Origin of the sequence: Sulfuricurvum sp. (assembly GCF_030691015.1) — a bacterium.
Taxonomy (GTDB): domain Bacteria; phylum Campylobacterota; class Campylobacteria; order Campylobacterales; family Sulfurimonadaceae; genus Sulfuricurvum.
The window spans coordinates 1-23,649 of sequence record NZ_JAUYFF010000008.1; the positions used below are offsets into that span (position 1 = coordinate 1).

24 protein-coding genes are annotated in these 23,649 nt (G+C 43.5%); 3 read left to right on the forward strand and 21 right to left on the reverse strand.

What is annotated here, in order from left to right:
* Window positions 1-50: 50 nt before the first annotated feature.
* On the forward strand, window positions 51-2,000 hold the full coding sequence (metG, locus tag Q8O20_RS06400) for a methionine--tRNA ligase (protein WP_305530485.1): 1,950 nt from the start codon (window positions 51-53) through the stop codon (window positions 1,998-2,000).
* Window positions 1,997-3,001, forward strand: coding sequence for a hypothetical protein (locus Q8O20_RS06405; RefSeq protein WP_305530486.1), 1,005 nt, complete (start codon window positions 1,997-1,999; stop codon window positions 2,999-3,001). The genes metG and Q8O20_RS06405 overlap by 4 nt, the downstream gene beginning before the upstream one ends.
* On the opposite strand, the gene Q8O20_RS06410 is transcribed toward Q8O20_RS06405, so the two are convergent.
* Window positions 2,998-3,636 (reverse strand): M48 family metallopeptidase, encoded by a 639-nt coding sequence (locus Q8O20_RS06410; RefSeq protein WP_305530487.1) that lies wholly within the window; start codon window positions 3,634-3,636, stop codon window positions 2,998-3,000. The genes Q8O20_RS06405 and Q8O20_RS06410 overlap by 4 nt on opposite strands.
* Window positions 3,629-4,294, reverse strand: a complete 666-nt coding sequence (gene queC, locus Q8O20_RS06415; protein WP_305530488.1) for a 7-cyano-7-deazaguanine synthase QueC — start codon at window positions 4,292-4,294, stop codon at window positions 3,629-3,631. The genes Q8O20_RS06410 and queC overlap by 8 nt, the downstream gene beginning before the upstream one ends.
* 53 nt (window positions 4,295-4,347) lie before the next feature.
* Between queC and ybeY the strand changes: the two genes are divergently transcribed.
* Window positions 4,348-4,770 (forward strand): rRNA maturation RNase YbeY, encoded by a 423-nt coding sequence (ybeY, locus tag Q8O20_RS06420; RefSeq protein WP_305530489.1) that lies wholly within the window; start codon window positions 4,348-4,350, stop codon window positions 4,768-4,770.
* On the opposite strand, the gene mrdA is transcribed toward ybeY, so the two are convergent.
* Genes mrdA through Q8O20_RS06515 form a run of 19 tightly spaced genes read right to left on the reverse strand, consistent with a single transcriptional unit; the run spans window position 4,771 to window position 23,535 of the window.
* Window positions 4,771-6,576, reverse strand: coding sequence for a penicillin-binding protein 2 (gene mrdA, locus Q8O20_RS06425; protein ID WP_304742245.1), 1,806 nt, complete (start codon window positions 6,574-6,576; stop codon window positions 4,771-4,773). It abuts the gene before it with no gap.
* Window positions 6,573-6,944, reverse strand: coding sequence for a hypothetical protein (locus Q8O20_RS06430; RefSeq protein ID WP_305530490.1), 372 nt, complete (start codon window positions 6,942-6,944; stop codon window positions 6,573-6,575). The genes mrdA and Q8O20_RS06430 overlap by 4 nt, the downstream gene beginning before the upstream one ends.
* 50 nt (window positions 6,945-6,994) lie before the next feature.
* Complete coding sequence (locus Q8O20_RS06435) at window positions 6,995-7,456, reverse strand: N-acetyltransferase (protein ID WP_305530491.1); 462 nt, start codon at window positions 7,454-7,456, stop codon at window positions 6,995-6,997.
* The gene (gene yihA, locus Q8O20_RS06440) at window positions 7,453-8,064 is read right to left on the reverse strand and encodes a ribosome biogenesis GTP-binding protein YihA/YsxC (RefSeq protein ID WP_305530492.1); all 612 of its coding nucleotides are present in this window, start codon (window positions 8,062-8,064) and stop codon (window positions 7,453-7,455) included. Before yihA ends, Q8O20_RS06435 begins: the two co-directional genes overlap by 4 nt.
* Window positions 8,061-8,555: a lipopolysaccharide transport periplasmic protein LptA gene (gene lptA / locus Q8O20_RS06445; RefSeq protein ID WP_305530493.1), complete on the reverse strand. Its 495-nt coding sequence runs from the start codon at window positions 8,553-8,555 to the stop codon at window positions 8,061-8,063. The genes yihA and lptA overlap by 4 nt, the downstream gene beginning before the upstream one ends.
* Before the next feature lie 7 nt (window positions 8,556-8,562).
* Complete coding sequence (gene lptC / locus Q8O20_RS06450) at window positions 8,563-9,072, reverse strand: LPS export ABC transporter periplasmic protein LptC (protein WP_305530494.1); 510 nt, start codon at window positions 9,070-9,072, stop codon at window positions 8,563-8,565.
* Complete coding sequence (locus Q8O20_RS06455) at window positions 9,073-9,564, reverse strand: HAD family hydrolase (RefSeq protein ID WP_305530495.1); 492 nt, start codon at window positions 9,562-9,564, stop codon at window positions 9,073-9,075. It lies immediately after the preceding gene.
* The gene (hisB, locus tag Q8O20_RS06460) at window positions 9,561-10,133 is read right to left on the reverse strand and encodes an imidazoleglycerol-phosphate dehydratase HisB (RefSeq protein WP_304742262.1); all 573 of its coding nucleotides are present in this window, start codon (window positions 10,131-10,133) and stop codon (window positions 9,561-9,563) included. The genes Q8O20_RS06455 and hisB overlap by 4 nt, the downstream gene beginning before the upstream one ends.
* 1 nt (window position 10,134) lies before the next feature.
* On the reverse strand, window positions 10,135-10,938 hold the full coding sequence (locus Q8O20_RS06465; protein ID WP_305530496.1) for a septal ring lytic transglycosylase RlpA family protein: 804 nt from the start codon (window positions 10,936-10,938) through the stop codon (window positions 10,135-10,137).
* The gene (locus Q8O20_RS06470; protein ID WP_305530497.1) at window positions 10,931-12,148 is read right to left on the reverse strand and encodes a lytic transglycosylase domain-containing protein; all 1,218 of its coding nucleotides are present in this window, start codon (window positions 12,146-12,148) and stop codon (window positions 10,931-10,933) included. The genes Q8O20_RS06465 and Q8O20_RS06470 overlap by 8 nt, the downstream gene beginning before the upstream one ends.
* Window positions 12,149-12,163: 15 nt before the next feature.
* Window positions 12,164-12,940 carry a TatD family hydrolase gene (locus tag Q8O20_RS06475; protein WP_305530498.1) on the reverse strand — a complete coding sequence of 259 codons (777 nt, stop codon included), beginning with the start codon at window positions 12,938-12,940 and terminating at the stop codon, window positions 12,164-12,166.
* Window positions 12,937-14,478: an AAA family ATPase gene (locus tag Q8O20_RS06480; RefSeq protein WP_305530499.1), complete on the reverse strand. Its 1,542-nt coding sequence runs from the start codon at window positions 14,476-14,478 to the stop codon at window positions 12,937-12,939. The genes Q8O20_RS06475 and Q8O20_RS06480 overlap by 4 nt, the downstream gene beginning before the upstream one ends.
* Window positions 14,479-14,481: 3 nt before the next feature.
* Window positions 14,482-15,339: an NAD(+)/NADH kinase gene (locus tag Q8O20_RS06485; protein ID WP_370688084.1), complete on the reverse strand. Its 858-nt coding sequence runs from the start codon at window positions 15,337-15,339 to the stop codon at window positions 14,482-14,484.
* A gap of 55 nt (window positions 15,340-15,394) precedes the next feature.
* Entirely contained in the window at window positions 15,395-16,264 is an 870-nt protein-coding gene (locus Q8O20_RS06490; RefSeq protein ID WP_305530500.1) for a phosphatase, read from the reverse strand.
* A complete protein-coding gene (locus Q8O20_RS06495; protein ID WP_305530501.1) occupies window positions 16,265-18,394 on the reverse strand; it encodes a WD40 repeat domain-containing protein in 2,130 nt (709 codons plus the stop codon).
* 34 nt (window positions 18,395-18,428) lie between these two features.
* Window positions 18,429-20,558, reverse strand: coding sequence for a WD40 repeat domain-containing protein (locus Q8O20_RS06500; RefSeq protein ID WP_305530502.1), 2,130 nt, complete (start codon window positions 20,556-20,558; stop codon window positions 18,429-18,431).
* A gap of 11 nt (window positions 20,559-20,569) precedes the next feature.
* Window positions 20,570-21,781 carry a threonine ammonia-lyase gene (ilvA, locus tag Q8O20_RS06505; RefSeq protein ID WP_305530503.1) on the reverse strand — a complete coding sequence of 404 codons (1,212 nt, stop codon included), beginning with the start codon at window positions 21,779-21,781 and terminating at the stop codon, window positions 20,570-20,572.
* Between the two features lie 9 nt (window positions 21,782-21,790).
* Window positions 21,791-22,222, reverse strand: coding sequence for a CoA-binding protein (locus Q8O20_RS06510; RefSeq protein ID WP_304742107.1), 432 nt, complete (start codon window positions 22,220-22,222; stop codon window positions 21,791-21,793).
* 44 nt (window positions 22,223-22,266) lie between these two features.
* Window positions 22,267-23,535, reverse strand: coding sequence for a citrate synthase (locus tag Q8O20_RS06515; protein WP_305530504.1), 1,269 nt, complete (start codon window positions 23,533-23,535; stop codon window positions 22,267-22,269).
* Window positions 23,536-23,649: the final 114 nt, after the last annotated feature.

Genomic DNA, 23,649 nt, shown 5'->3' on the forward strand with positions numbered 1-23,649 from the left:
TAATTATTCCATCGATACTGTACGCACGGTCAATTTGTCTAAGGATACCAATGAAAAACTATATTACTACCCCTATTTATTACGTTAACGGCGAAGCCCATATCGGTCATGCGTACACAACGTTCATCGCCGATACGTTGGCACGTCATTCACGCCTTCTGGGCAATGAGACCTATTTTCTTACCGGAACGGATGAACACGGACAAAAGATTGAAGAGGCGGCAAAAAGCCTCTCCAAACCGACGCAGCAGTTTGCCGATGAGATCAGTGCTACGTTTCGTACTTTGTGGGATGAGTTTGATATTAGTTACGATCAATTTATCCGCACCACGGATGAAACCCATAAAAAAGGGGTTCAAGCCGCATTTTTAAAGATGCATGAGAACGGTGATATTTATAAAGATTTTTATGAGGGGAACTATTGCGTCAGCTGTGAAAGCTTCTTTCCCGAATCTCAACTCATGGACGGCGGCGGCTGTCCTGACTGCGGCAGAGCAACCACTATCGTAAAAGAGGAGAGCTATTTCTTCCGTCTCTCCAAATACGAAAAACCTTTGTTAGAGTATTATGAAGCTCATCCCGAATTTATCCTCCCAAAATCACGTCGTAACGAAGTGATCAGCTTTGTTAAGGGTGGTCTGAATGATCTCTCCGTCACCCGAACCAGCTTTAGCTGGGGTGTTCATTTGCCCGAATCGTTGAATGAGCCGAAACACGTTATGTACGTTTGGCTTGATGCGCTTATGAACTACGTCACGGCACTCGGATACGGCTCTGATGAAGCAAAAATGGAGTTCTGGCCTGCTACGACCCAACTGGTCGGTAAAGATATTCTCCGTTTCCACGCGATCTACTGGCCGGCATTTTTAATGAGCCTCGGTCTTCCCCTCCCTAAACACATCGGCGCGCACGGCTGGTGGACACGCGACGGTGAAAAGATGTCAAAATCCAAAGGGAATGTTGTCGATCCGCGTGAGGTTTCCAAGCACTACGGCGTTGAAAATTTCCGCTATTTTATGATGCGAGAAGTGCCGTTCGGACAAGACGGTGATTTCTCTCAACGCGCATTGATCGACCGCATGAATTCCGATCTCTCCAACGACTTGGGGAACTTGCTTAACCGTATCATCGGGATGAGTGAAAAATACTCCGACTTTGTCATCAATAGCTGTGATGTAGAGAAATACCATGCCAAAGAGTTGAATGATGCCCATACCATCCTAAACTCTCTTGAGACCTATCTAGGTGAGCTTCAGCTCCATCGTTACCTTGAAGAGCTTTGGAAAGTATTCACCATCGGAAACAAAGCGATCGAAGAACACGCTCCGTGGGTGAAGATCAAAGAAGGTCGCAGCGATGAGGCACTCGCTACGGTTGCTTTGGTTGCCAATCTCTTGGCAAAAGCTTCCGTGATGCTCCACTCCATCATGCCAACCACTACCGCTACGATAGCCGACGCTCTCGGATTTGAGATTACAACGCAAAGCTATACTAAATTGATCATCAATAAAGGCCTTTTGGATACGTTTACTATCAAAAAAATCCCGCCCCTTTTCCCGCGTGTGGATGAGCCGTTGATGCAAGAAGCTCCAAAAGCGATGACAAACGAAGCTCCTCAAGCAGAACCGAAACCTGCAATGGTAGATAAAAAAGAGACAACCGTCTCCGAAGAGGGACTCATTACCATCGATCAGTTTTTCCAAACTTCGATCAAAATCGGAACCGTTTTGGATGCCGAAGAGGTACCGAAAAGTTCAAAACTTCTCAAACTCCAAGTTGATTTGGGTGAAGAATCTCCACGTCAAATCGTAGCAGGTATCCGTGAGTATTACAGTGCCCAATCGCTGATCGGAACCCAAGTGTGTGTTGTTGCAAACCTCAAACCCGCCAAACTTATGGGATTGCTCTCTGAGGGGATGATATTAGCGGCTAAGGATTCGGAAGGACTTTGTTTAGTTCGACCTGAAAAACAGCGCATCAGCGGAAGTTCGGTGGGATGAGAGTCGAAAATATCCTCGCACTCAGCAAAGGGACACTCCTTGGAGATCCCTCTGTCACTATTTTTGAAAGTGTCGTATTTGAACCTTCAAAAGTCAAGCGCGGATCATTTTTTATCGCCTATTCCCCTGAGGACATCCCCGAAGCTCTCCTAAACGGTGCATACGGTGTCATGTTTGATAAACCGACCCAGATTAGTGACAGTGAAATCGCTTGGATTAAAGTCGATAATATCGATAACGCCCTCAAAAAACTCCTCCGTTTTTACCTTCTCGAAAAAGAACTCCAAACCTATGCATGTGATCCGATCACTTTGCATCTCTCAACCATGATTTCGACACCTACCAATTTTTGTAATATTGAGGGGTCTATGCGGGATATTTGGGAGAAGCTTTGGCCGCTTGAGAAAAAGTCCATTGTCCTCTTCTCACCTGCCCTGACCGATCCCGATATTTTTATCGAGCACTCTCAGCTTATCCGAGCGCAGGAAAATACGATTACGATTATCGAGCAAACGTTGTTTGAAACGTCATTTATACATAACGATACCTTTTATGAGCGGCAGATGCTCTCACCGTTTTTTATCCCTTATCTCGAACATATCCTTTTTTTCTATACTTTTTTACGGATACCGTTTCAAATACGGGGATTTAGTAAAATGGGACACTTTATCCCTGTATTTACGAATTCGCGATTAGAGAGCAAAGAGTTCGGGAGCAGTGACCGTGTTGTTATTTTCGAACCCCTACTCGAGCTGATCGATGAACAGATTGATTTTCTCGATGCTCAGGCATCGTGGGCAAAAATTATCTATTTAGTCCCGGAATCGATGCGCTCAGCCATAACCATAGGGATTGAGAATATCTTTTTCTATCGCTACAGTGAAGAGGTACTGAGTATCTTGCAATCCAAATCCTTTCATTTTGCACTCGTCGCGGGTGTGGATAAAGGGATATTAAATCCTTCCCGTTCGGCTATGAAACAACTGGAACTCGATTTTTAACCGATCCGTATCTCTTTTAACTCACGACGCAACAACCTCTCATTTTCCAAAATAGTCCGCACCAGTGCATGAAATTCACTCGAGTGATTCATATGTCGCAAATGGGCCAGTTCATGAACAATAATATAGTCAATATGCTCATACGAGAGCTGCATCATCATCGTGTTGAGGGTTACGATCCCCTGACTACTGCAACTTCCCCACCGTCGCCGCATTTTTTTAAAACGTATCTCTTTGGGGTGCAAATTCATCTTTCGCGCATAATGCGATACGCGTGATGGAAGTGTTAAAAGTGCCTCATTTTTGTAAAAATGATGGTAATATTTTTCAATATCAATACTATTTTTAGCTTTTTCGAGTGTTTTTATCAAATGGGGAAGTTGTGTTACTGCAACACATTCACCCCTAAATCGAATCGATTCACCGAGGGTATGCTCCAGTATTGATCGAGAAGCTATTGCCGTAAGTTTAGATTGTATCCACCCTTCCCTCTCTCGCAAAAGTGTACGAACACGCCGCTCATCTTTGATCGGTGTTCGTACACACACCTCTGCATTATGGGTTATCGTAATATAGGTATTACGATTGCGGGGGCGGTAATGGATCGTTATGGGTGAAGTGTAAGAATCAAACATACACTATAGGGTCAATAGCTCCGGCTCGCTCAAAACCACGTAGACGTAAGCGACAACTATCACATACACCGCACGCCATCTCTTCGCTTTGATAACAGCTCCACGTAAGATGAAGCGGTGCACCCAGTCGAAGTGACTCTTCAACAATTTGAGATTTTTGCAGATGCACCAGTGGCATCTCTATCGTAATATTTGTAGTCTCTTTGGTTCCCAAATTTGCGGCATGTTGAAATGTTTCGATAAATGCTTCACGACAATCAGGATAACCGCTACTGTCCTCTTCGACAACACCGATAGCGATAGCGGAGCACCCCTCTTTTTCGGCGATAGCGGTCGCTATGGAGAGAAATATTCCGTTGCGAAACGGAACGTAGGTGATCGGAACGCCCGCTTCAATCCCACCGACAGGGACATCAATGCTGTGATCGGTCAATGCCGATGCTCCGATAGTTTTGAAAAAATCAAGATCGATTTCGTATTTTTCGCTTACCCCTAAATCCTCACAAATAGCACGAAAGCAGGAGAGTTCTTTTGCCACGGTGCGTTGTCCGTAGTTAAAATGCAATGCTACGATTTCATAGCCGCGTGAGCGCATAAGGTAGGCGACAAGGGTCGAATCCATCCCTCCGCTCATAATACAAAGTGCTTTTTTCATCATTATTACCTTTGTGTGTGATTGTACCGACGTAATCCTTATGCTACAATACCGCCATGATAGAACTTGATAACCGAACCGATAAAAACTATAGTTTTGCCCTGTTAGAGCAAATCGCCGATACCCTAAGCACCCAAGAGATTGAGTTAATCCTCACCGATAACGATGAGATGGCACAGATCAATCGCGAGTTTCGAAATATCGACAAAGCGACCGACGTCCTCAGTTTTCCGAGCGATCCCTTTCCCGGTGCTCCGTTGGGGAGTATCGTTATTAGTGTTAACAAAGTTCAGAGCGTCGCACAGGAGTTAGGGCACAGCGAAGATAATGAAATAGCCCTCCTCTTTATCCACGGGATGCTCCATTTACTTGGGTTTGACCACGAAGTCGATAACGGGGAGATGCGTCAAAAAGAGGTAGAACTGATTGAGCGGTTTAATCTTCCTAAAAGCCTGATTGTTCGAACACTCGAAGAGTAACTATTGCTCCAGTGGGGGAGCTTTTTTAATATACCCAAGATCGTCGAGTTTGTTATAAATCGATGAAATCATTCCTCCGGTAGCTTCTCCTCCGTGTCCTCCGTGTTCCACCATAACCGTGACAATAAACTGCGGATTATCGGCAGGTCCATAGGTTGTAAACCACGCATGGGAACGGCTAAAATAATCCATTGAGTGTTCATTCTGACGTTGTTTGACATTTTGTGCAATCCCTGTCGTCTGTGCGGTTCCGGTCTTTCCGGCAATAGGAAATCGTGTGTAAACATAAGCTTTTGCCGTACCGCCGGGATCATTACAGACGCCTCGCATCGCTTTTTGAACAATAGGGAGTTTTAGTTTCTCTTGCGGTGTTAAAACATCCAAAGGCTTAGGCATATAAGGATTATTACCGATCCTTTTTGCAATATGCGGAATGGGGAGGACTCCGGTAGCCATCAGCGCCGTCTGCTGTGCAATCTGCATCGGTGTCACTAGAAAATCCCCCTGCCCGATCGATGTATTGAGTGTTTCTCCCTGATACCAAGGTTTCTTAAATTTTTCCCGTTTCCACGCCCTGCTCGGAACCGTCCCGATAAATTCATTCGGTAAATCAACACCGCTTTTTTTGCCTAATCCCATTCGGAGCATACCGTTACTCATCCGCTCAATTCCCACTTGCAACGAACCTTTGTAAAAATAGTCATCACAACTTTGCGTAATTGCTTTTGATAAGTCCGTTGCTCCATGCCCATGATTTTTCCAACAGCGAAATGCACGATTTCCAAGTTTCAAAGATCCACTACACTGTACTTCGCTATGTTCATTTAAAAGGCCTGAGGTTGTATAAATCAATCCCATACCTGTTTTAATCGTTGACCCGGGAGGATAGAGACCATTAATCAGTTTATTGGTAAACGGAGCATCCACACTTAACATAAGTGCATTCCATTCACTCGAACTAATCCCTGATACAAAAGCATTGAGATCATATTCGGGATAGCTTCCAGCCGCATACACTGCACCGTGAATATCCATAACTACGATGGCACCGACACGCTTTTCAAATGCTTGTGTAATAAAATTTTGAAGGTTCATATCTATATTCAATATTAAGTTTCGATTCTCCTTAGTAGCACTCCGACCTATCTCTTCAATTTCGACATTATGGGCATTAACCTTAATCCGTCGCTCACCTGCGACCCCTTGCAAATAACTGTTGTAATATTTTTCGATACCGTTTTTGCCGACATGCCCTAAAAGTTTTAGTGAGGGATCAGCATCAATCTCTTTTTGATTAGCTTTTGCCACATAACCTATAAGATGAGAGCCTACGAGACCATAGGGATATAGCCGTTTCGGAGAAGGTGATATCTTAATCGTTTCCCGCAAGTTCATTAGTGCATATATGGGGATAACCGTCTCATGAGGAACAAAATCAACGACATCGATAAAGGCATGATTATAGTAGGAGTCTTGTTGTTTGTAGGTCTTTGCTATCTTTTTACCATCGAGTGTAGGGATCACGGAGAGAAGATAGGCTATCTCCTTATCCAACAAGGTGGCATCGCTCCCCTTCGTTAAATGGGGAGCGAAGGCAATTTTAAATCCTAGTTCATTAATCGCTATCGGTTCATTGTTACGATCCAATATCTCTCCCCGTACCGGAGCAGAGAGTTCAGATTTGATACTATTGTTTTCTGAAAGATTTTCATAATAGTCATTAAATTGAACCGATAGGTGAAATACTCTGACAACTAAACCGATCCAAACAATAATAAAAAAAGTGAGTAATATTTTGATTTTCATACTAATGCCGCAACCACTAAAAATTCAATAATCATATATAATCCGACGTGCCAATCAATGACGGGTACACTCAAGAGAAGCACTTGATTAACAAACCACATAAACATCCAATATCCTGGGTATGCAAGGAACACAAAAATTGCTGCCATACAAATTTTACACTGAATCATTTGCTCAATTTTAGGAAGAAGATACAGAGAGAGCAATGTAAAGAAAACAATACTGCTTCCAAACCAAAATCCTTTTTCGGCCTCAAACACCAGTAGCATCAATGAAATAATTACCAAAGAAAATAGATCATTTTTCGTCAATGCATCATAGTACAGAAAAAAAAGAATCGCTAATAAAGGGGGCAGCAAAAGATACATGCTGCTTAGGCTTATATAGACAACGAAAAGAGCGACTAAAAAAAGTCGACTTATAACGTTTTGATAAGAGAAACTTCGTTGCATACCGGAAAATGTTTACATTTAATACAATCTGCCCAAATTTTATGTTCAGGGATAGACTCTTTTGGAATTTCAACAAATCCCAAACGTTCAAAAAAGCGTTGTTGATATGTCAACGCCAAAACCTCTTTTAATCCTAAACGCCGCCCTTCTTCACATGCGTTTTCAACTAAACTTGTACCGATATTACGCCCGCGATACGCCGTATCGATAATCATTGATCGAAGTTCTGCCAATGCGGGAGAGTGGATATGCAACGCTACAAAACCGACCAATTTATCCCCATCCATCGCTAAAAAATAAGAGCGAATGTTGGTTGCGATTTCATCGTTGCTGCGCGCTAAAATAACACCGCTCTCGATCTCAGGTTCAACCAACAGTTGCATAGCGGGTATATCACTTAAAGTCGGTTTTTTATACGTAATACTCATTCATTGTCACTTTTAAGCAGTCGATATAAATGCTCAACAATCGCATCTACCCCGCGACGTTTGGAGTTGGAAACCATAATTGCACCTGGAAACCGTTTTTTGAGTTCAGAGAGCTCTTTTTGATTCAGTTTGTCGATTTTTGTAAAAATGGTCATGATTGTTTGATCGGGAGTACATATTTCATGTAAATAGGTATCTACCGATCGATCGATTTCCAAATCAGGATGACGACAATCGATAAGATGGACAAATATACGGATTTGTTTCCGTTCCGATATGAACCCTGTGAGATTGCTCTCCCAATCGGTTTTAAGTGATTTGGCAACTTTAGCATATCCGAATCCCGGTAAGTCGACAAATTTTGCACTCAGACGCTCATTGGTTTCACGATCTGCAAATACAACATCAAAATAGTTAATAAGTCGAGTTTTCCCAGGAGTTGCGGAGACTTTGGCCAGTGATTTTCGTTTTGTAAGGGTGTTAAGGAGTGAGCTTTTCCCCGTATTGGAACGAGCCATAAAGGCAACTTCATTTTGGTACTCATTTTCCGGGGTCAGACGGATATTGGGAGCCGATGTAACAAACGATGAATCAATAATTTCGATCATTTTGCCGGACTTTTTGTTTTTGGTTTTTTATCTTGCACGGTAAAGGTCATAATGACAGGTTCATTGTTCGCACTCTCAGCAGCGGCTTGTCCAGATATCGTATTGACAATGACTTTGTCCCCTTTTACACGTCGAAAATCATCTAATCGGATCAAATCGACCTTTTTGTAAAAATGGTATTCGCTTGTCTCAGGGAAATAAATAGCCGTTTGCGATTTCCCTTTGTATCTCTCTTTTAGCTCGGTAACAATGTAAAATGAGACATCGCCCTCCGCAAAATATTTAACCGGCTTTTTATCTTGATCGGTATAAATAGTCACTTTTGTGGCATTAAGCTCATCTAGCCCTTTGGTCACTTTTACATTACCGGTAAAAACCGACATTCCTTTTAGCTGGTCCCCTTTAAAATTGTCTGAAATCACTTTTAACTCTTCACCCCATGTCAGGGTAAACAATAAAGGGGCTAAAAAGAGTAAGTTTCGTATCATCATTATTTTCCTATTTTAATTGGTAACTGCCGCGTACCTGATTCGCGGATACGGTGTCAAGCTCGGTATTATAAAGTAATCTCGTCCCCTCAACACGATTTGCGTTTTGAGTAATGACAAAAGAACCTTGTGTCTGGACTAAAGACTTTTGGGTGTTATAGCTCCCCTCATGTGAGCGAAATTCCAATCCGTCTTCCCGAACATAATGGACATTCCCATCCAGTTGAATAATATCATTTCGATACTCGGCATCATCGGATCGGATGGATTGAAATAAATTTTTCGTATTATCGCTAAATTTCGCTGATGTTATCACATAATATTCATCAAATTTTTTCCCCTCATCCCCCGATAATATATGATCGATCCCTTTATGGGAAATTTCATACAACGTAAAGTTAGAGAGTTCTATTTTCGGGATTTCACCCATATCTTGAGTCAATGAATTATCTGGGGTGAAATAGACGTACATCCCCATTAGAAAGCCCACAATCAAAACAAAAAAAAGGTTAATCGACATTTAAATCCATAGCGCTAAAAATTTTTCTTCTTCACCGTTACGACGGATCACTTTCTCTATCATCTCTCGAACACACGCATCGCCGCCTTTGCGATCCAACACTTCCGCAAACGTTTTAAGATACTCTGAACCGTCTTGCGGTGTATACGCCTGCCCAGCCCACTGCAAGAGATTATAATCGTTAAGATCATCACCGATAACAGCTACCTCGTGCGCTTCAATCCCAAGCTCAGCGCACAGTGCAATCGCAACGGCACGTTTGTCCCTCACCCCTTGATAGAGATGCGCGATATCGAGTTCTTTGGCTCTATGGGTAACGATAGAGGAATCACGTCCGGTAATGATAGCGGCACTATGTCCCATCTTTACCCATGCTTTGATCGCAAAACCGTCTTTTACATTGAAATTTTTAAGCTCTAGTCCATCGGCAGTATAGATGATTTTTCCATCACTCATACACCCATCAACATCCAAGATCAGGAGTTTAATCATAAAACTCCTTTGGTACTTGGAACTCCGGCACGCTCATTAGGGGCTAATGCTCGGCGAAGGGCAACGGCGAGTGATTTGAACGCCGCTTCGATAATATGGTGTTTGTTTTTACCGCGTACCATAACGATATGAGCAGTAATTCCCGCATTAAAGATAACGGCACGGAAAAATTCTTCGGCAAGTTCTGCTTCGAATGAGCCTATTTTCCCCGAAACAGGAACATCATAGACTAAAAAAGGTCGATTGCTCAAATCCAAATCGCAGCTCACCGCCGCTTCATCCATAACCACAACCGCACTTCCGAAACGCTCCACTTTTTCTATCGGATAAATCGCTTCGCGCAGTGCCTGCCCCAATACAATCCCGATATCTTCGACACTGTGGTGATCATCGATATGGATATCACCTTCACAGGTAACACTCAAATCGATCTGGGCATGTTTGGAAAAACTCTCCAACATATGATCCAAAAAACCTACTTTGGTAGAAATCGTACTTTTTCCTTCACCCGCAATGGTGAGGGACAAGTCAATATCGGTCTCTTTAGTTTGGCGTTTTTTTTGGATCATCTTATTCCCTTATGATAAAGGAGCCTTCAAAATAGCCCCGTGAAATGAAATCGCGCGCTTCGGCTTCACTTTTAAATCCGCCGAGCCATACACGAAATAAACGTTTGTTATTATACTCTGTATCTTTAATGATTGCAGAATAACCGTTATAAGAAGCATACTTTTGCTTTGTGCTCATAGCCCCTTCAAACCGCTCATATGAGCCGATTTGAACAAAAAAAGCATTTAAAACTGATTGTTGCGGCCCTTTTGCCAAACGACCCATATCAATGGTGCGCGCAGATGTCGGTTCAAAACCCAGAACCTCTAACGTTACGGGCGCTGTCCCTTTTTTATTGACCCCGATTTTCTCTGCAGCCGCATAAGAGAGATCGATGATACGGCTCTCCACAAACGGACCTCGGTCATTAATCCGAACCACCGTCTGCGCACCGTTTTCGCTATTCGTCACCCGAACGACGGTATTCATCGGTAATGTTTTATGGGCAGCCGTCATCGCATACATATCGTACGCTTCCCCGTTAGAAGTCGATTTACCGTGAAAATCGGGACCATACCAGCTTGCTCGACCGCTGAAACTGTCCCCTACCCGTACAACGGTCGGATAATACTCTTTTCCAAAGACCGTATAGGGACGCATAGTCGCGTGAAGCTCACCGTTTTTTTTGTAGACATTTGAGGGAGCCATCGCCAACTGCTCAGAGGGATACTTTTGGGAGGGTTTTGGCTGATAGGAGTAAGAACCGCTATTGGTGGTACATCCTCCGAATAAAATAATTAGCAATGCCAAAAGGGTTTTAATCACCAATTTTTACTTCCTCCCCTTCATGCAACGCATTGGATATAAATGGATTTTTTAATCTGAGTTGTTCAAGAGTTACATTATACAATGTTGCGACTGAAGCGAGGGTTTCACCCGATTTTGCACTGTGGAGTCGCGGTTTTTTCAAAAACGGTTTGTTTATAGGAATTTTAACCTGCCGATTGATATTTCGTTCATCATTATCACCGATCATGTTTTCCATCATTATGGAGTTTTTAGGGACATTGTAGCGTTTGGAAAGCTGCTCGAGCGACTCCCCTGATTTTACACGATGCATAACAAAATAGCCGCGTACCCCTTTGGGGCGAAATTTTTGACGAAAATCATCTACCTTTTCTTTAGGGATATAGACGGGATACGATTGTTCATTAGGAGGGGTAACCCCTTTTTTAAGATGTGTGTTCAGTTTGACCAGATTGCTTTTGGGCATTTCGAGCACCGCTGCAATACGATCGATATTTTCCCCCTCCGGTAAATAGACAGTAGCGATAGGGTTTTCCTGTGGCGTCTCAAGAGAGGTATCGAATTGAATTTTAGACAAAAAAATCTCATCTGTCGCCAACAAGGACAAAGCGATAACTTTACGAATATATTTGCGGCTCTCAGGGGGAAGAAGACCCCGTTTCGGATCGGTCAAAACGTGGATATCGCTTGTCCCTGCCTTTGCAATCGCACGACTGAGTCTCCCATCACCGCAATTATAAGCAATAAGAGCCAAATACCATTTTCCAAACTGTTTTTTCAAACCGCTTAAATAGGTGATAGCCGCACGGGTTGATTTAATGTGATCTCTTCGCTCATCCACAAACTGATTGACACGCAATCCATGCAGTTTTCCCGTACTCTCCATAAATTGCCACAATCCTGCCGCGCCGCGCCGTGATGTCGCACTCCCGTGTAGCTGAGACTCTACCAACGTAACAAATAAAAATTCACTCGGCAAATCCGATTGTGCAATCAGAGAAGTCAGCATCGGAATAAAAACATCGGCATTTTCAGTAGAGTCTGCAAATCCCTGCAAAACACATTCACGTTTTTTTTGTGCATACATATCATGTAAATAGGGATCTTTTAAATAGGAGGCGGGGATATCAAAATGTCTGAGTACTTCTATCTTTTTTTGATCATGTGAATCAAAACCGGAGGCTAAAAGCCCTAAGGGGATAAGCAGCAATGCGAAAAAAGACTTCATATCCCCTCCATAGTACTATCCTAAACCAAATAGACTTTTTGCGTTTTGGGTCGTTAATGATTCGAGGGACTCTGCCTTCTCTCCCAACAACTCACCCATTTTTTCAACGATAAAACGGGTATAAGCACTCTCATTTCGGCTACCGCGATGGGGATGAGGGGTGAGATAAGGACCGTCGGTTTCAATCAGGAGCTTATCACGGGGGATACGGGGAAGAATATTCACCAATTTCTTTGCATTTTGAAACGTTACGACACCGCCGATTCCAAAATAAAAATTCTCATTTGCGAGGCTGAGAAGCTCATCATCGGCATTATAGCAGTGGAGTACTCCCCCCACTTCCCCGGAATCCTCTTCCAAAAGGATCATTTTCGCATCGTGGCTTGCATCACGGATATGGACGATAAGAGGTTTTTTTACTTTTTTGGCAAAGCGGATATGGGTTCGAAATACTTCGTCTTGACGTCGTTTCTCTTGTGCTTTTTCTTCATCACTCCCCTCCAGCCGAAAATAATCAAGTCCGCATTCGCCGATTGCTACGCATTTGGGATGGGCTGCGTAATAGTCAAAATCAACCGTATCGATCGTTTCCATATCATAGGGATGAACTCCCACCGCAAAATAGATATTATCATACTGCTCGGACAGCTCAACCGCACGTTTCAAGGTCGAGGGGTGCGCCCCCGGAATAATAAAAGCCTCAACCCCGGCCTCGTGCGCACGTTGAAGCATTTCATCAAAATCGTCACGGTAACGTTCATCATCCAAATGGATGTGGGTATCGATAATCATCCCACACCCCTTGAGCGTTCAAAAAGGTCTCTGGCGAAACCGCGTGCTTCATCACTGATTGCGTCACCGCTGATAATTCGGGCAATCTCTTCGACCCTCTCCGTATCGTTCAATTCACGTACACGGCTCTCATCGTCTTTATAAATCAAGAAATGTTGTTCCCCCATGGAGGTAAGCTGCGGCTGATGGGAGATAACGAAAATCTGATACCGAGACGAGAGATGACGAAGCACTTTTGCCACGCTCATCGACTCTTCACCGCTCAAATTCGCATCGATCTCATCGAGCATCAATACTCCGCCGCTGCTTTGCATACTCTCAACCCCCAAAGCCAACAAAGCAAGACGAAGCCGATTAAACTCCCCTGAGCTGAGTTTATCGAGTTTCGTCCCGTTCAGCCCCAGTACCGCTTTATCACATCCTGTTGCATTCAAAGTACACGCTTCCAGTTCCAGTGTCGCATCACGAAGATAAAGCATCCCCAAATAGTCGTTAAGGGATTTAAGGGTACTTTTCAAGATAGAATGACGCTGCACTGAGAGTTCTTGTGCAGAATGATCTAACTCAGCTTGCAAGGATGCGATCTGTTTTACCAAATCGCTTTTTGAATGTTCGATTATCTCATACGATTCAAGCTCACGCTCTTTTTGATCACGATACGCCAATGCCTCTTCGACACTTCCGTAGCGGCGTTTGAGCTCGGCTAGCTGCTCGATACGATCCAATACCGACTCAACCGATATCTCTTCCAATTCTTCTAGCCGCTCCGATGCATTCTCAAACATACTACGCAACTCGTTCATCGCATCATCAAAAAAAGCGCTCTCCGCTTCTAAAAGACCGAGTGCCGAACTTACAGCAGATTCGTGGGTAAAAATTGCTTCTGCCGCAGTGATTGCGTTCTGGATTTTCTCTTTTTTTGAGAGCTGTTTTTTGATGATATTCAGTTCCTCATCTTCACCGATACGGGGTTTTATCGCATCAATCTTCGTTATCTCATAAAGGGCAAACTCTTTGAGTTCTGAGAGGTGTTTCTCCTTATCTTCGATACTTCGAAGTTCATCGGAAAGAAGCTTGAATTTACTGAATTTCTTAGTATGATTTTCTAAAACAGCGGTATATTCAGGCACATGAGCGCCGATACGCTCATCAATCATTTTTAAAAGACTGGAAGGTTCAAAGTCACTGTAATCTTTGAGGCTCAAATGACGGAGATACCCCGAGCTAATCGATTCCATCGATGATTTAGAGGTGCTTTGGTTGTTGATAAAATAGCGGGTTTTCTCTTTTTTAACATGCCTAAAAATGTTAAGAGACTCATTTTGTAGTCCGTACCGATCCTCATCGATACTCCACGAAACGGACGATTCACACACCTGCGCATCGACATTTTCAAGACCCACCGAGGCTAAAATCGAACGCATTAAAATCGATTTACCGCTCCCGCTGGGGCCGGTAAATACCACCAATCCCGGATGGAACTCCAAATCTGCCTCTTTAAAGGTCAAAAACTCTTTTAAATAGAATCTCTCTATCACCGATTAATTCCCCCACCCTAATTTCTCTTTAAGTACTTCAAAATAGTTAAACTCTTTTCGGTGGATCAAATGTGCGGCACCGCTTGCGAGTTTTATATGAACCGTATCACAATCACTGATCTCGACTAAATCCTGACCGTCCACAATGACCAAAGCACTCGCATCGGGAGTCTTCATCTCAATCTCAAAATGACCCGGCAAAACGACAGGACGCTGCGTTAACGAATGGGGACAAATCGGGGTAAGGGCAAATACCTGTGTTAGAGGAAACAGCACAGGTCCTCCTGCAGATAGATTATAGGCAGTCGATCCCGTCGGAGTCGATACGACGACACCGTCACCGTAATAGGTGTTAAAACTTCGTCCGTCGACATAGGTCTCAAGACGGATCATCTTTGCAATCGAGGGGCGGGTCAATACGATATCGTTAAACGCAAAAATCTGACTCTCACCGTTTGGGGTCACTATCGTCGCTTGCAATACCGCGCGCTGATCGATACGGTACTCTCCCTCGATCATTTTGTCTACAAACGATTCGAGTTCCGCGAAATCTAGATCGGCTAAAAACCCTAATTTTCCGGCATGAATCCCTAAAACGGGGAGTTGATAACGATACGATCGGCGAACGGCAGAGATGAGGGTTCCATCCCCTCCGATCGTTACGAGAAAATCGCAATTTTGACACATCATATCGAATGGCTGACCCATGACATCGATCATTCCGCCGCTGATATTGTCGATAATTACTTCAATGCCGCGTGATTCAAATATCCGCTTCGCTTCAAAAAACATCTCTTTAAGTTCAGGAGTTGAGGGGCGCAGAAGCATTCCGACGCGTTTAATATTAGTTAATTTCAACATTCCGCCCCTTTTGTTTGTTTTCTATTATAGCTAACTTCCACTCAGGGACAAAATTTTAGTGCAATTTGTAATATTCCAATGCGATACCTTCTCGCAATCCGTCATCGATGATGATCGCTTCCTCACACTCCATCGCCTCATAAATCGCAGTGACCATCAAAACACCCGCGATAATTAGATTCTCTCTCCCAATCCCGACATAGCGTGTGCGAGCCGCTTCATCCATCCTCAATAACTCATCATACACACGATAGCAATCGCTTAAGCGTAACCGATACCCGTTAATTTTTTGCGGATTATACGTTGTGTAATCCATACCGTTCACATACGCCGCAATGGTAGTCGGCGTTCCGGCTGTCTGTACAAGCGGTTCGGTTTGATTCTTGATACTCCCTCGGACTGCGTGTTTAAAGGATTGTATCTTCTCATCCAGTGTGTTTTCTGCGGCTTCGCTGAGAGTAACGATTCCGAAATCGAGACTCACCGTTTCTATCTCCGCATTAGTGTATCGGCTCAGCTCCGTAGAACCTCCCCCGATATCCGCTAATACAAACGATGAGGGTACACTGCCCAATACATTTAGACGATTACGGACGGCTTCAAGGGTCAACAGTCCCTCTTTTTCCGCATCTATGATCTCAAATACTATCCCCGTTGATCGTGCAATCAGCCCGATTGCTTCGTCCGAATTGTAAGCAAGGCGCATTGCGGCGGTCGTATAAGCTCGAATCGGCTGGGTAAAATCGAATATGTTTTTGGCGTCATCGATTGCTTCGATTATCCGATCCAGCGCTTTGTTACCAATTAAATGGGTTTCATGAAGCCCTTCAGCCGTTCGTACGATTTTCTCGAAACTTTTTCCCCATACCAACCCGTCAAACTCGATAAAACGAATCGTATTGGAGCCTAAATCTATCGCGACCATTTACCCGCCCTGCGTAATATCATAGAATCGCATGGATGGTGTCCATAACTCTAGCGAGCCTTGTTTGAGGGTTTCAAGATCTATGGTAGATTCATACAATAGTGTAAAATAATCGCATACACTTCGCATCCCCTCATCTATTCCAAATAGTTCAACATACTGTCGGACTCCGTATTCGATACTCTCTTGAGGCGCTTTAAATTGTATTTTTTGCTCCAGTTGTACACAATAGGCTTGTCCGATTACAGCGGCTATTGCTCTGTATTTATCACGTATCTCCCTATAGGGTTCAAAAACATCGAATATCTCTTGCGCACTCCCTGTTGATGCAAACCGTTGTGCTTTATCAACAATACTGTTCCATTGACGCTCTAATACCTGTGCTTCAGGTGTTTCATACAGAAGCGGATAGGTGCTGAGATAGGAAAAAGCGTTAGAGAGATCATTCGAAGCTATGGCCTGATAAAAAAGATGTTTTATCCGTATTGTTTCGATCATCTCCTGAGCCTCATGCGCATAATCGGGAAAGGATATTAAAATCTTACACGCTTTTCGTGCCGTTGCATAATCACTTTTTGCGTACGCTTTTTGGGATTGAATATAAAGTATATCGCCATATTCCATAGTTGAAGCGTACTCGGAAAACTCTTTTAAAAACGGGTATTTATTAACCAGTCCGAAGAACTTCACATAATCATGCTGTGCGATCGTTTTTTTCAAATATTCATACATTTGACGTTGTTCGAACAGTTGTTGAATCATCACCGTTTTATCCGATATTCCACGGTACGGTGCCAATAGTGCTTTGGCCTGTTCTTCTCCATTAGGCAATAAAATCAACTCTTGCGCCTTAGCAAAAAGCTTTTTCCACGCTAACTCCATTTTAAAGTAAAGTTCCGATTCTTGAAAAGCGGGATATTGTTTGGCTAATGAATAGGCTAAAGGGAGTCTCCCCACTTTTATATACCCTTGAAACTGCTCGTATTTTTCATACGAACTGAGCATTTGATTGATAACCGTATTTTTTTTAGGTACACCCGTAAAAGGGGCAAAAAGTTCTTTCGCCGATGCGCGTTCATTTTTTTCAAGAAGCTCTCGCCCTTGGGCGACGGTCTGTGACCATATTTTCTCTGCCGCCTCATAAGTTTTAGAGTAAACCAATATCGGATTAGCTTCAATCGCTGTATAAAACGCTTTAAATCGGCGGTCGAGAATCATCTCCATGCAGTTCATTTCATCGCTCAAAAGTGAATAAACACGGACATTTCCCGCTACGGTTCCGATAACTAAACACATGGGATCATCGAACAGCGCAAGGGATGTTATCTCTTCACTTTCTTTGATATAACGTGGGGTAATTTGCTCCATAGTATGTAGATTGTATAACCCTACGTACCCTAGTTTGGTTCCGACGAAAAGAAACTGCTTACTCGGACTGATACACATTGCCGTAACTTCATCCGTCATTTTTGGAAGACGTTTTAGTACTTTAGCATTGCTCATATCCCATACAATCAGACCGCCTGAACGCTCAACCGAGAGAAGTTTCGCTTCCGGCAAAAATAAAATCTCTTTGATCATATCCGAATGTCCGCGCAGCTTTATCGGCTCTTTCATAGTAGCGGTGTTGAGTAGATTAATCGATTTGTCGTAACTTCCGGTTGCAATCCACTGCCCCTCATCATCAAAGGAAACCGTGCTGATGAAATCAGCATGAGGGGGGAGTGAAAAAGCTAAACGGGAGGTTTTAAGAACCCACGCAAAGGACTTCCCATCTTGACCGCACGTGATGAAATAGCGGCCGTTTGGATCCATAGCGACACTCTCAACTTCCCCTTCGTGCCGACCTGCTTTATAAATCAATTTTCTCTTTGATAAACTAAAAATGGCGGCTTGATTCGTATCTGCAACAGCAGAAACTAAATATTTGCCATCCGGCGTCAAATCGACATAGCTGCTCAAATTTCGTTCATGTTTAATGTTTGTTTTAAACCCGTCCACCACCGCAAACGTATCTCTATCAATAATACGAAGGGTATTTTGTGAATCTACTACACCCAATTTTCGATCGGTAAGGGTCTTAACAAAAAGTATCGGCAGTTTAAAATTTAGTGATTTAATTATTTCCATATACTATTTTATCAGTACTACCGTGAGTTTCATCTTATACCCGTGCCGTGATATCATCAATACGACTCGTAGGGCTCCACGTCTCTAGGGAACCTTTTTTGAGCACTTGAAGGTCAATCTTAGATTGGGTCACGCGCTTTAGCAAATCTACTATGCTCATAATAGCTTCATCAATCCCCAAAAGAGTCACATATTGGCGAATACCCCGTTCGATGATATCTAGGGGGGCATCACGACGTATTTTTTCTTCGAGCTGTACACAATACGCTTGTGACACAACGCCTGCCATTGCTCTGAATTTATCACGGATTCCGAAATAAGGTTCAAAAACGGCTCTGGTTTCAGCCGCATTACCCGCCGCCGCATACTTCTGTGCTTTATCCACAGCACTGTTCCATTTGCGTTCCAATTCCTGTCCTTCACGTGTCTCATACAGTAGAGGATACAGACTAAGGTAGGAGAATGCATTTGAGAGGTTATTGGATGAAATCGCTTCATAAAAGAGGTGTTTAATCCGTATGGTATCGCCTACTTCATGAGCTTCTTGGGCATAATCGGGAAAAGAGACCAAAATTTCACACCCTTTTCTCGCCGTCGCAAAATCTCCGTCTGCGTATGCTTTTTGGGTTTGAATATAGAGTTTGTCAGCATACTCCATCACATCGGTGTATTCTTCAAACTCTTTCAAAAACGGATACATTTTTATAAGTCCGAAAAATTTAACATAATCGTGTTGTGCAATCATTTTTTTGAAATATACATACATTTTACGCTGTTCAAAAAGTTGCTGAATAAGTACGGTCTTTTCCGATATCCCCCGATATTGTCCCAATAATTCACGAGCTTGCTCTTCTCCGTTAGGGGTTAAAATCAGCTCTTGGGCTTTGAAAAAATTCTTTTTCCATTTCGCTTCCATCTTTCGATAGATGTCTGAGTCTTGAAAGGAGGGATATTGTTTGGCTAAAGAGTATGCTAATGCGAGGTGCCCCTCTTGGGCAGATACTCTATATTGTTCATATTTCTCATATGAGCTGAGCATCTGAGTGATAAATGACTGTTTTTTCGTAATAACAGCAAAAGGGGCAAACAATTCTTTTGCTTTTTGACGCTCATTTTTTTCCAGATAAGAGCGCCCTTTTTCGACTATGTCCAGCCATATTTTTTCTGCCACTTCATAGAGTTTAGAATAATAGAGCATCGGATTCTCTTCAAGAGCATCATAAAATGTTTTATACTCTCCATCACGCAGCATCTCTTTGTATTTTTTCTCATCCCCTAAAAGGGAGTAAAAATGAAGATTCCCGTTCAGGGTACTGATAGCCAAACGGTTAGGATTATTCACTAATGCCAAAGAGGTTATCGTCTCATGCACTTTAATATAGTGCTGAGTCACCAATTCCATTGTCTGCATATCGTAGAGGCCGACATAACCGAGTTTTGTTCCGACAAAAACAAACCGATTTGTCGTGCTGATACACATAGAGGTAATATCATCGTTCATTTTTGAAAGCCGTTTGAGTACTTTTCCTTTCCCGATGTCCCATACGATCAAACCGCCGCCTCGATCGGCGGATAGAAGTTTAGCTTCCGGCAAAAAGAGCATCTTTACAATGACACCGGTATGCCCATGCAGCTTAATAGGCTCATTCATCGTTGAAATATTAAATAATATAATAGTTTTGTCGTAGCTTCCCGTAGCGATCCATTGTCCGTTATTACTAAAGGCAACCGTACTGACATAATCTGCGTGAGGCGGCAAGGTAAATGCCAAGCGCGAGGTTTTAAGAACCCATGCGAATGCTTTACCGTCTTGTCCGCATGTAACGAAATAGCGTCCGTTCGGATCAATACCGACACTCTCAACGTCGCCTTGATGATGACCGACTTTATAGAGGAGTTCTCTTTTTGATAAACTGAAAATTCCGGCGTTATGTGTCCCCAGAAGAGCTGAAACAGTGTATTCGCCATCCAGCGTCATATCGACATAGCCGCCAAGATAGCGTTCATATTGCATATTGGTTTTAAACCCGTCTAGGATGTCGTAGGTCGATCCATCGAGTATTCGAAGGGTGTTTTGAGCGTCAATGATTCCCAAGTTTCCGTTGGAGAGTGTTTTTAGAAGAAGTATGGGTTGTTTAAAATTTAATAATTTTAAAACTTCCATACACTATTTCCTCAATGTTCTTCACTACTGAGATAGCGGTGTTCTTTCAGTAAGTCACGAATTTGAGACTGATGCGCTTGCCCTTTTGTTTCCAAATGGATCATGACGTTTGCATCCCCATACGCGAGCGTCGTAGAGGTACGATCATAAGCGATATGGACGATATTGGCATTAAGATCCTGCAGCATACGGGTGAGCTGCATCAGGGCGCCCGGTTTGTCCACCAATGTGACGGTAAGTTTCATCTTACGACCCGATTTAATAAGCCCTTTTTCGATAATAATGGAGAGCAATGTCACATCCATATTCCCGCCGCTGAGGACAACTCCCACTTTTTTATCCCGCAAATGCTCTAACTTGTGATGTAACAGTGCCGCTACTCCGGCAGCTCCGGCCCCTTCTACCACCAGTTTTTGCCGCTCCAGCAAAAATAAAATAGCATTGGCGATCTCTTCATCATCAACGCTGACAAACTCATCAACCGATTCAAGTATATGAGAGAGGGTAACCGGCGAAGCATCTCGCACCGCGATGCCATCGGCAATAGTACGTACCGCCAAACTGTCAATCACCCTTTTGGCCTCATACGATTCACGCATGGCAGGAGCACCTGCCGCACCGACACCGATCACACGGATATGAGGGGAGAGCGCTTTGATCGCCGATGCCATCCCCGAAATGAGTCCGCCACCGCCCACAGGGATCACGATAGCGTCGAGATCGTCCATACATTCAAGCATTTCAATCGCTATCGTCCCCTGCCCCGCCATCACCGCTTCATCGGCAAACGGATGGACAAACACCATTGCATGTTCTTCACCGTAACGGGCTGCATACGCATACGCTTCATCGTAATTGCTGCCCGCCAAAATAACTTCGGCACCGTAATAGCTGACGCCGTTAATTTTGGTCAACGGTGTCGATTCGGGCATAACGATGAGCGCTCGCGCTCCAAACATTTGAGCCGCCATCGCAACCCCTTGCGCATGGTTACCCGCACTGGCCGCAATAACTCCACGATCACGCTCTTCTTGGCTCAGAGAGGCAATTTTATTGTATGCCCCACGAATTTTAAACGCCCCCGTGACTTGCAGATTCTCTTTTTTGAGATAGACCTGACATCCTGATTCCTCACTAAGTCTAGGAGCATGCGAAAAGGTTGTTTTTACAATAACATCTTTAATACGTTCACGTGCTTCGTATATCGTTTTTAAATCGATCAAACTTTCCCTTTAACTGCGACTGATTCGATGTTCTACCATCGAACAATGGTTCTGAACTACTTTCATCCCCGCATTGCGGACACGTTCAGCCGCTTCATTATTGACAATCCCTTTTTGTGCCCAAAAGACTTTAATATCGCCCCGCTCGATACACGCATCGGCAATCGCATTCAGTGCATCAGGCTTACGGAAGATATTAACCATATCGACCTTCCCGGGGATTTCGGCAAGACTGCGGTACACTTTTTCCCCTAAAATACTCTCTTCTTTCGGATATACGGGAATAATCGTGTATCCGACGCTTTTGAGATATTCCGCTACACGGTAGCTGTCTTTTGTCGCATCGGGGGAGAGACCCAAAACCGCAATCGTTTTTACCTCATCCAAAATCGTTTTAATTTCATCATTCGTAGCATTGACAGTGGGGAATTCACACTCCATTAAAGCTCCAGTCAAATATAAAGTTTCTTATTATAGCAAATTATTTAGAGACCTTTTTTCACTTCTCCGATGTAGCGCTGCCGTGGGCGCGCAATTTTCATTTCGTGATCGTTATTCAATTCGATCCATTGGGTGACCCATCCGACAGAGCGACCGATGACAAAGATAATCGTAAACATCGATTTCGGAATTTTAAGTGCCGTCAAAATAAGACCGGAATAAAAATCGATATTGGGATAGAGTTTACGCTGAATAAAATACTCATCCGCTAATGCGATTTGTTCAATCTTCTCCGCTATCTTCAATAAATCGTTATTAACCCCGAGTTCATCTTTCAGCTGATCAAGGAGATTTTTGAGAATCTTGGCTCGGGGGTCAAAGTTTTTATAGACCCGATGACCGAATCCCATCAGTTTGAACTCATCGTTCGGGTCTTTCGCACGTGCGATAAACTCATCCACGTTATCCACACTTCCTATGTATTCGAGTTGAGCGATCACTGACTCATTTGCTCCGCCATGCGCCCTTCCCCAGAGTGCATTGATTCCGGCGGATAACGATGCATACGGGTGCGCTCCCGTTGAAGCGACAGCCCGTACGGTAGAGGTTGAGGCATTTTGTTCATGATCGGCATGGAGGGTAAAGATCGTATCAAGAGCTTTTACCTCAACATCACGAATTTCGAGATTCTCACCCGGATAGGCACGCATCATATAGAGAAAATTCTCCGTAAAGGGGCGTTCAATATCGGGATATATATAGGGTATGCCGAACATTCGGCGATGGGTAAACGCCGCCAGAGTAGGAATCTTGGCGATAATACGGCGTGCCATGATCTGCGCTTCATCCGCCGTTGTAACATTGAGATGTTCAAAATAAAAGGTTGAAAGAGCCGAAACCGCCGATGACATCATTGCCATCGGATGAGCTTTGTCGGGGAAGGCGTCAAAAAGGCGTTTTAATCCTTCATGGACAAAGGAGCGTTTTCGAAGCTCAATATCGAACTCCGCCCGCTCTTTTTCATTCGGCAGTTTCCCTACCAAAAGGAGATAGGCAACGTCCAGATAGCTCTTTTTTGTCGCCAAATCACTAATATTGTATCCACGGTAAAGTAGTTCCCCCTTTTCACCGTCAATATAGGTGATGGAAGAGCTGCAACTGGCCGTAGAGGTAAACCCGGGATCATACGTAAACATCCCCGTCTCTTTGTAGAGGGAGCGTACATCAATGACATCAGGACCCACTGTAGGGTGAAGGATAGAGAATTCATAGCTTTTTCCGGTGCGATTATCGGTAAGTGTAACAGTATCCAAGGGAAATCTCCTATAGCAGCAAAAACGTTCTATAACTATAGCTTAAAAATGAGGATTGAAAACATTTTTTGTAACCCCTGCTATACTAATGCGTTTAATGTTTTCATTAAATTG

Bases quoted from the DNA above. Each gene is read 5' to 3' on its own strand.
- metG (WP_305530485.1), top strand. From the start codon at position 51: ATGAAAAACTATATTACTACCCCTATTTATTACGTTAACGGCGAAGCC.
- Q8O20_RS06405 (WP_305530486.1), top strand. From the start codon at position 1,997: ATGAGAGTCGAAAATATCCTCGCACTCAGCAAAGGGACACTCCTTGGA.
- Q8O20_RS06410 (WP_305530487.1), bottom strand. From the start codon at position 3,636: ATGTTTGATTCTTACACTTCACCCATAACGATCCATTACCGCCCCCGC.
- queC (WP_305530488.1), bottom strand. From the start codon at position 4,294: ATGATGAAAAAAGCACTTTGTATTATGAGCGGAGGGATGGATTCGACC.
- ybeY (WP_305530489.1), top strand. From the start codon at position 4,348: ATGATAGAACTTGATAACCGAACCGATAAAAACTATAGTTTTGCCCTG.
- mrdA (WP_304742245.1), bottom strand. From the start codon at position 6,576: ATGAAAATCAAAATATTACTCACTTTTTTTATTATTGTTTGGATCGGT.
- Q8O20_RS06430 (WP_305530490.1), bottom strand. From the start codon at position 6,944: ATGTATCTTTTGCTGCCCCCTTTATTAGCGATTCTTTTTTTTCTGTAC.
- Q8O20_RS06435 (WP_305530491.1), bottom strand. From the start codon at position 7,456: ATGAGTATTACGTATAAAAAACCGACTTTAAGTGATATACCCGCTATG.
- yihA (WP_305530492.1), bottom strand. From the start codon at position 8,064: ATGATCGAAATTATTGATTCATCGTTTGTTACATCGGCTCCCAATATC.
- lptA (WP_305530493.1), bottom strand. From the start codon at position 8,555: ATGATGATACGAAACTTACTCTTTTTAGCCCCTTTATTGTTTACCCTG.
- lptC (WP_305530494.1), bottom strand. From the start codon at position 9,072: ATGTCGATTAACCTTTTTTTTGTTTTGATTGTGGGCTTTCTAATGGGG.
- Q8O20_RS06455 (WP_305530495.1), bottom strand. From the start codon at position 9,564: ATGATTAAACTCCTGATCTTGGATGTTGATGGGTGTATGAGTGATGGA.
- hisB (WP_304742262.1), bottom strand. From the start codon at position 10,133: ATGATCCAAAAAAAACGCCAAACTAAAGAGACCGATATTGACTTGTCC.
- Q8O20_RS06470 (WP_305530497.1), bottom strand. From the start codon at position 12,148: ATGAAGTCTTTTTTCGCATTGCTGCTTATCCCCTTAGGGCTTTTAGCC.
- Q8O20_RS06475 (WP_305530498.1), bottom strand. From the start codon at position 12,940: ATGATTATCGATACCCACATCCATTTGGATGATGAACGTTACCGTGAC.
- Q8O20_RS06485 (WP_370688084.1), bottom strand. From the start codon at position 15,339: ATGTTGAAATTAACTAATATTAAACGCGTCGGAATGCTTCTGCGCCCC.
- Q8O20_RS06490 (WP_305530500.1), bottom strand. From the start codon at position 16,264: ATGGTCGCGATAGATTTAGGCTCCAATACGATTCGTTTTATCGAGTTT.
- Q8O20_RS06495 (WP_305530501.1), bottom strand. From the start codon at position 18,394: ATGGAAATAATTAAATCACTAAATTTTAAACTGCCGATACTTTTTGTT.
- Q8O20_RS06500 (WP_305530502.1), bottom strand. From the start codon at position 20,558: ATGGAAGTTTTAAAATTATTAAATTTTAAACAACCCATACTTCTTCTA.
- Q8O20_RS06510 (WP_304742107.1), bottom strand. From the start codon at position 22,222: ATGGAGTGTGAATTCCCCACTGTCAATGCTACGAATGATGAAATTAAA.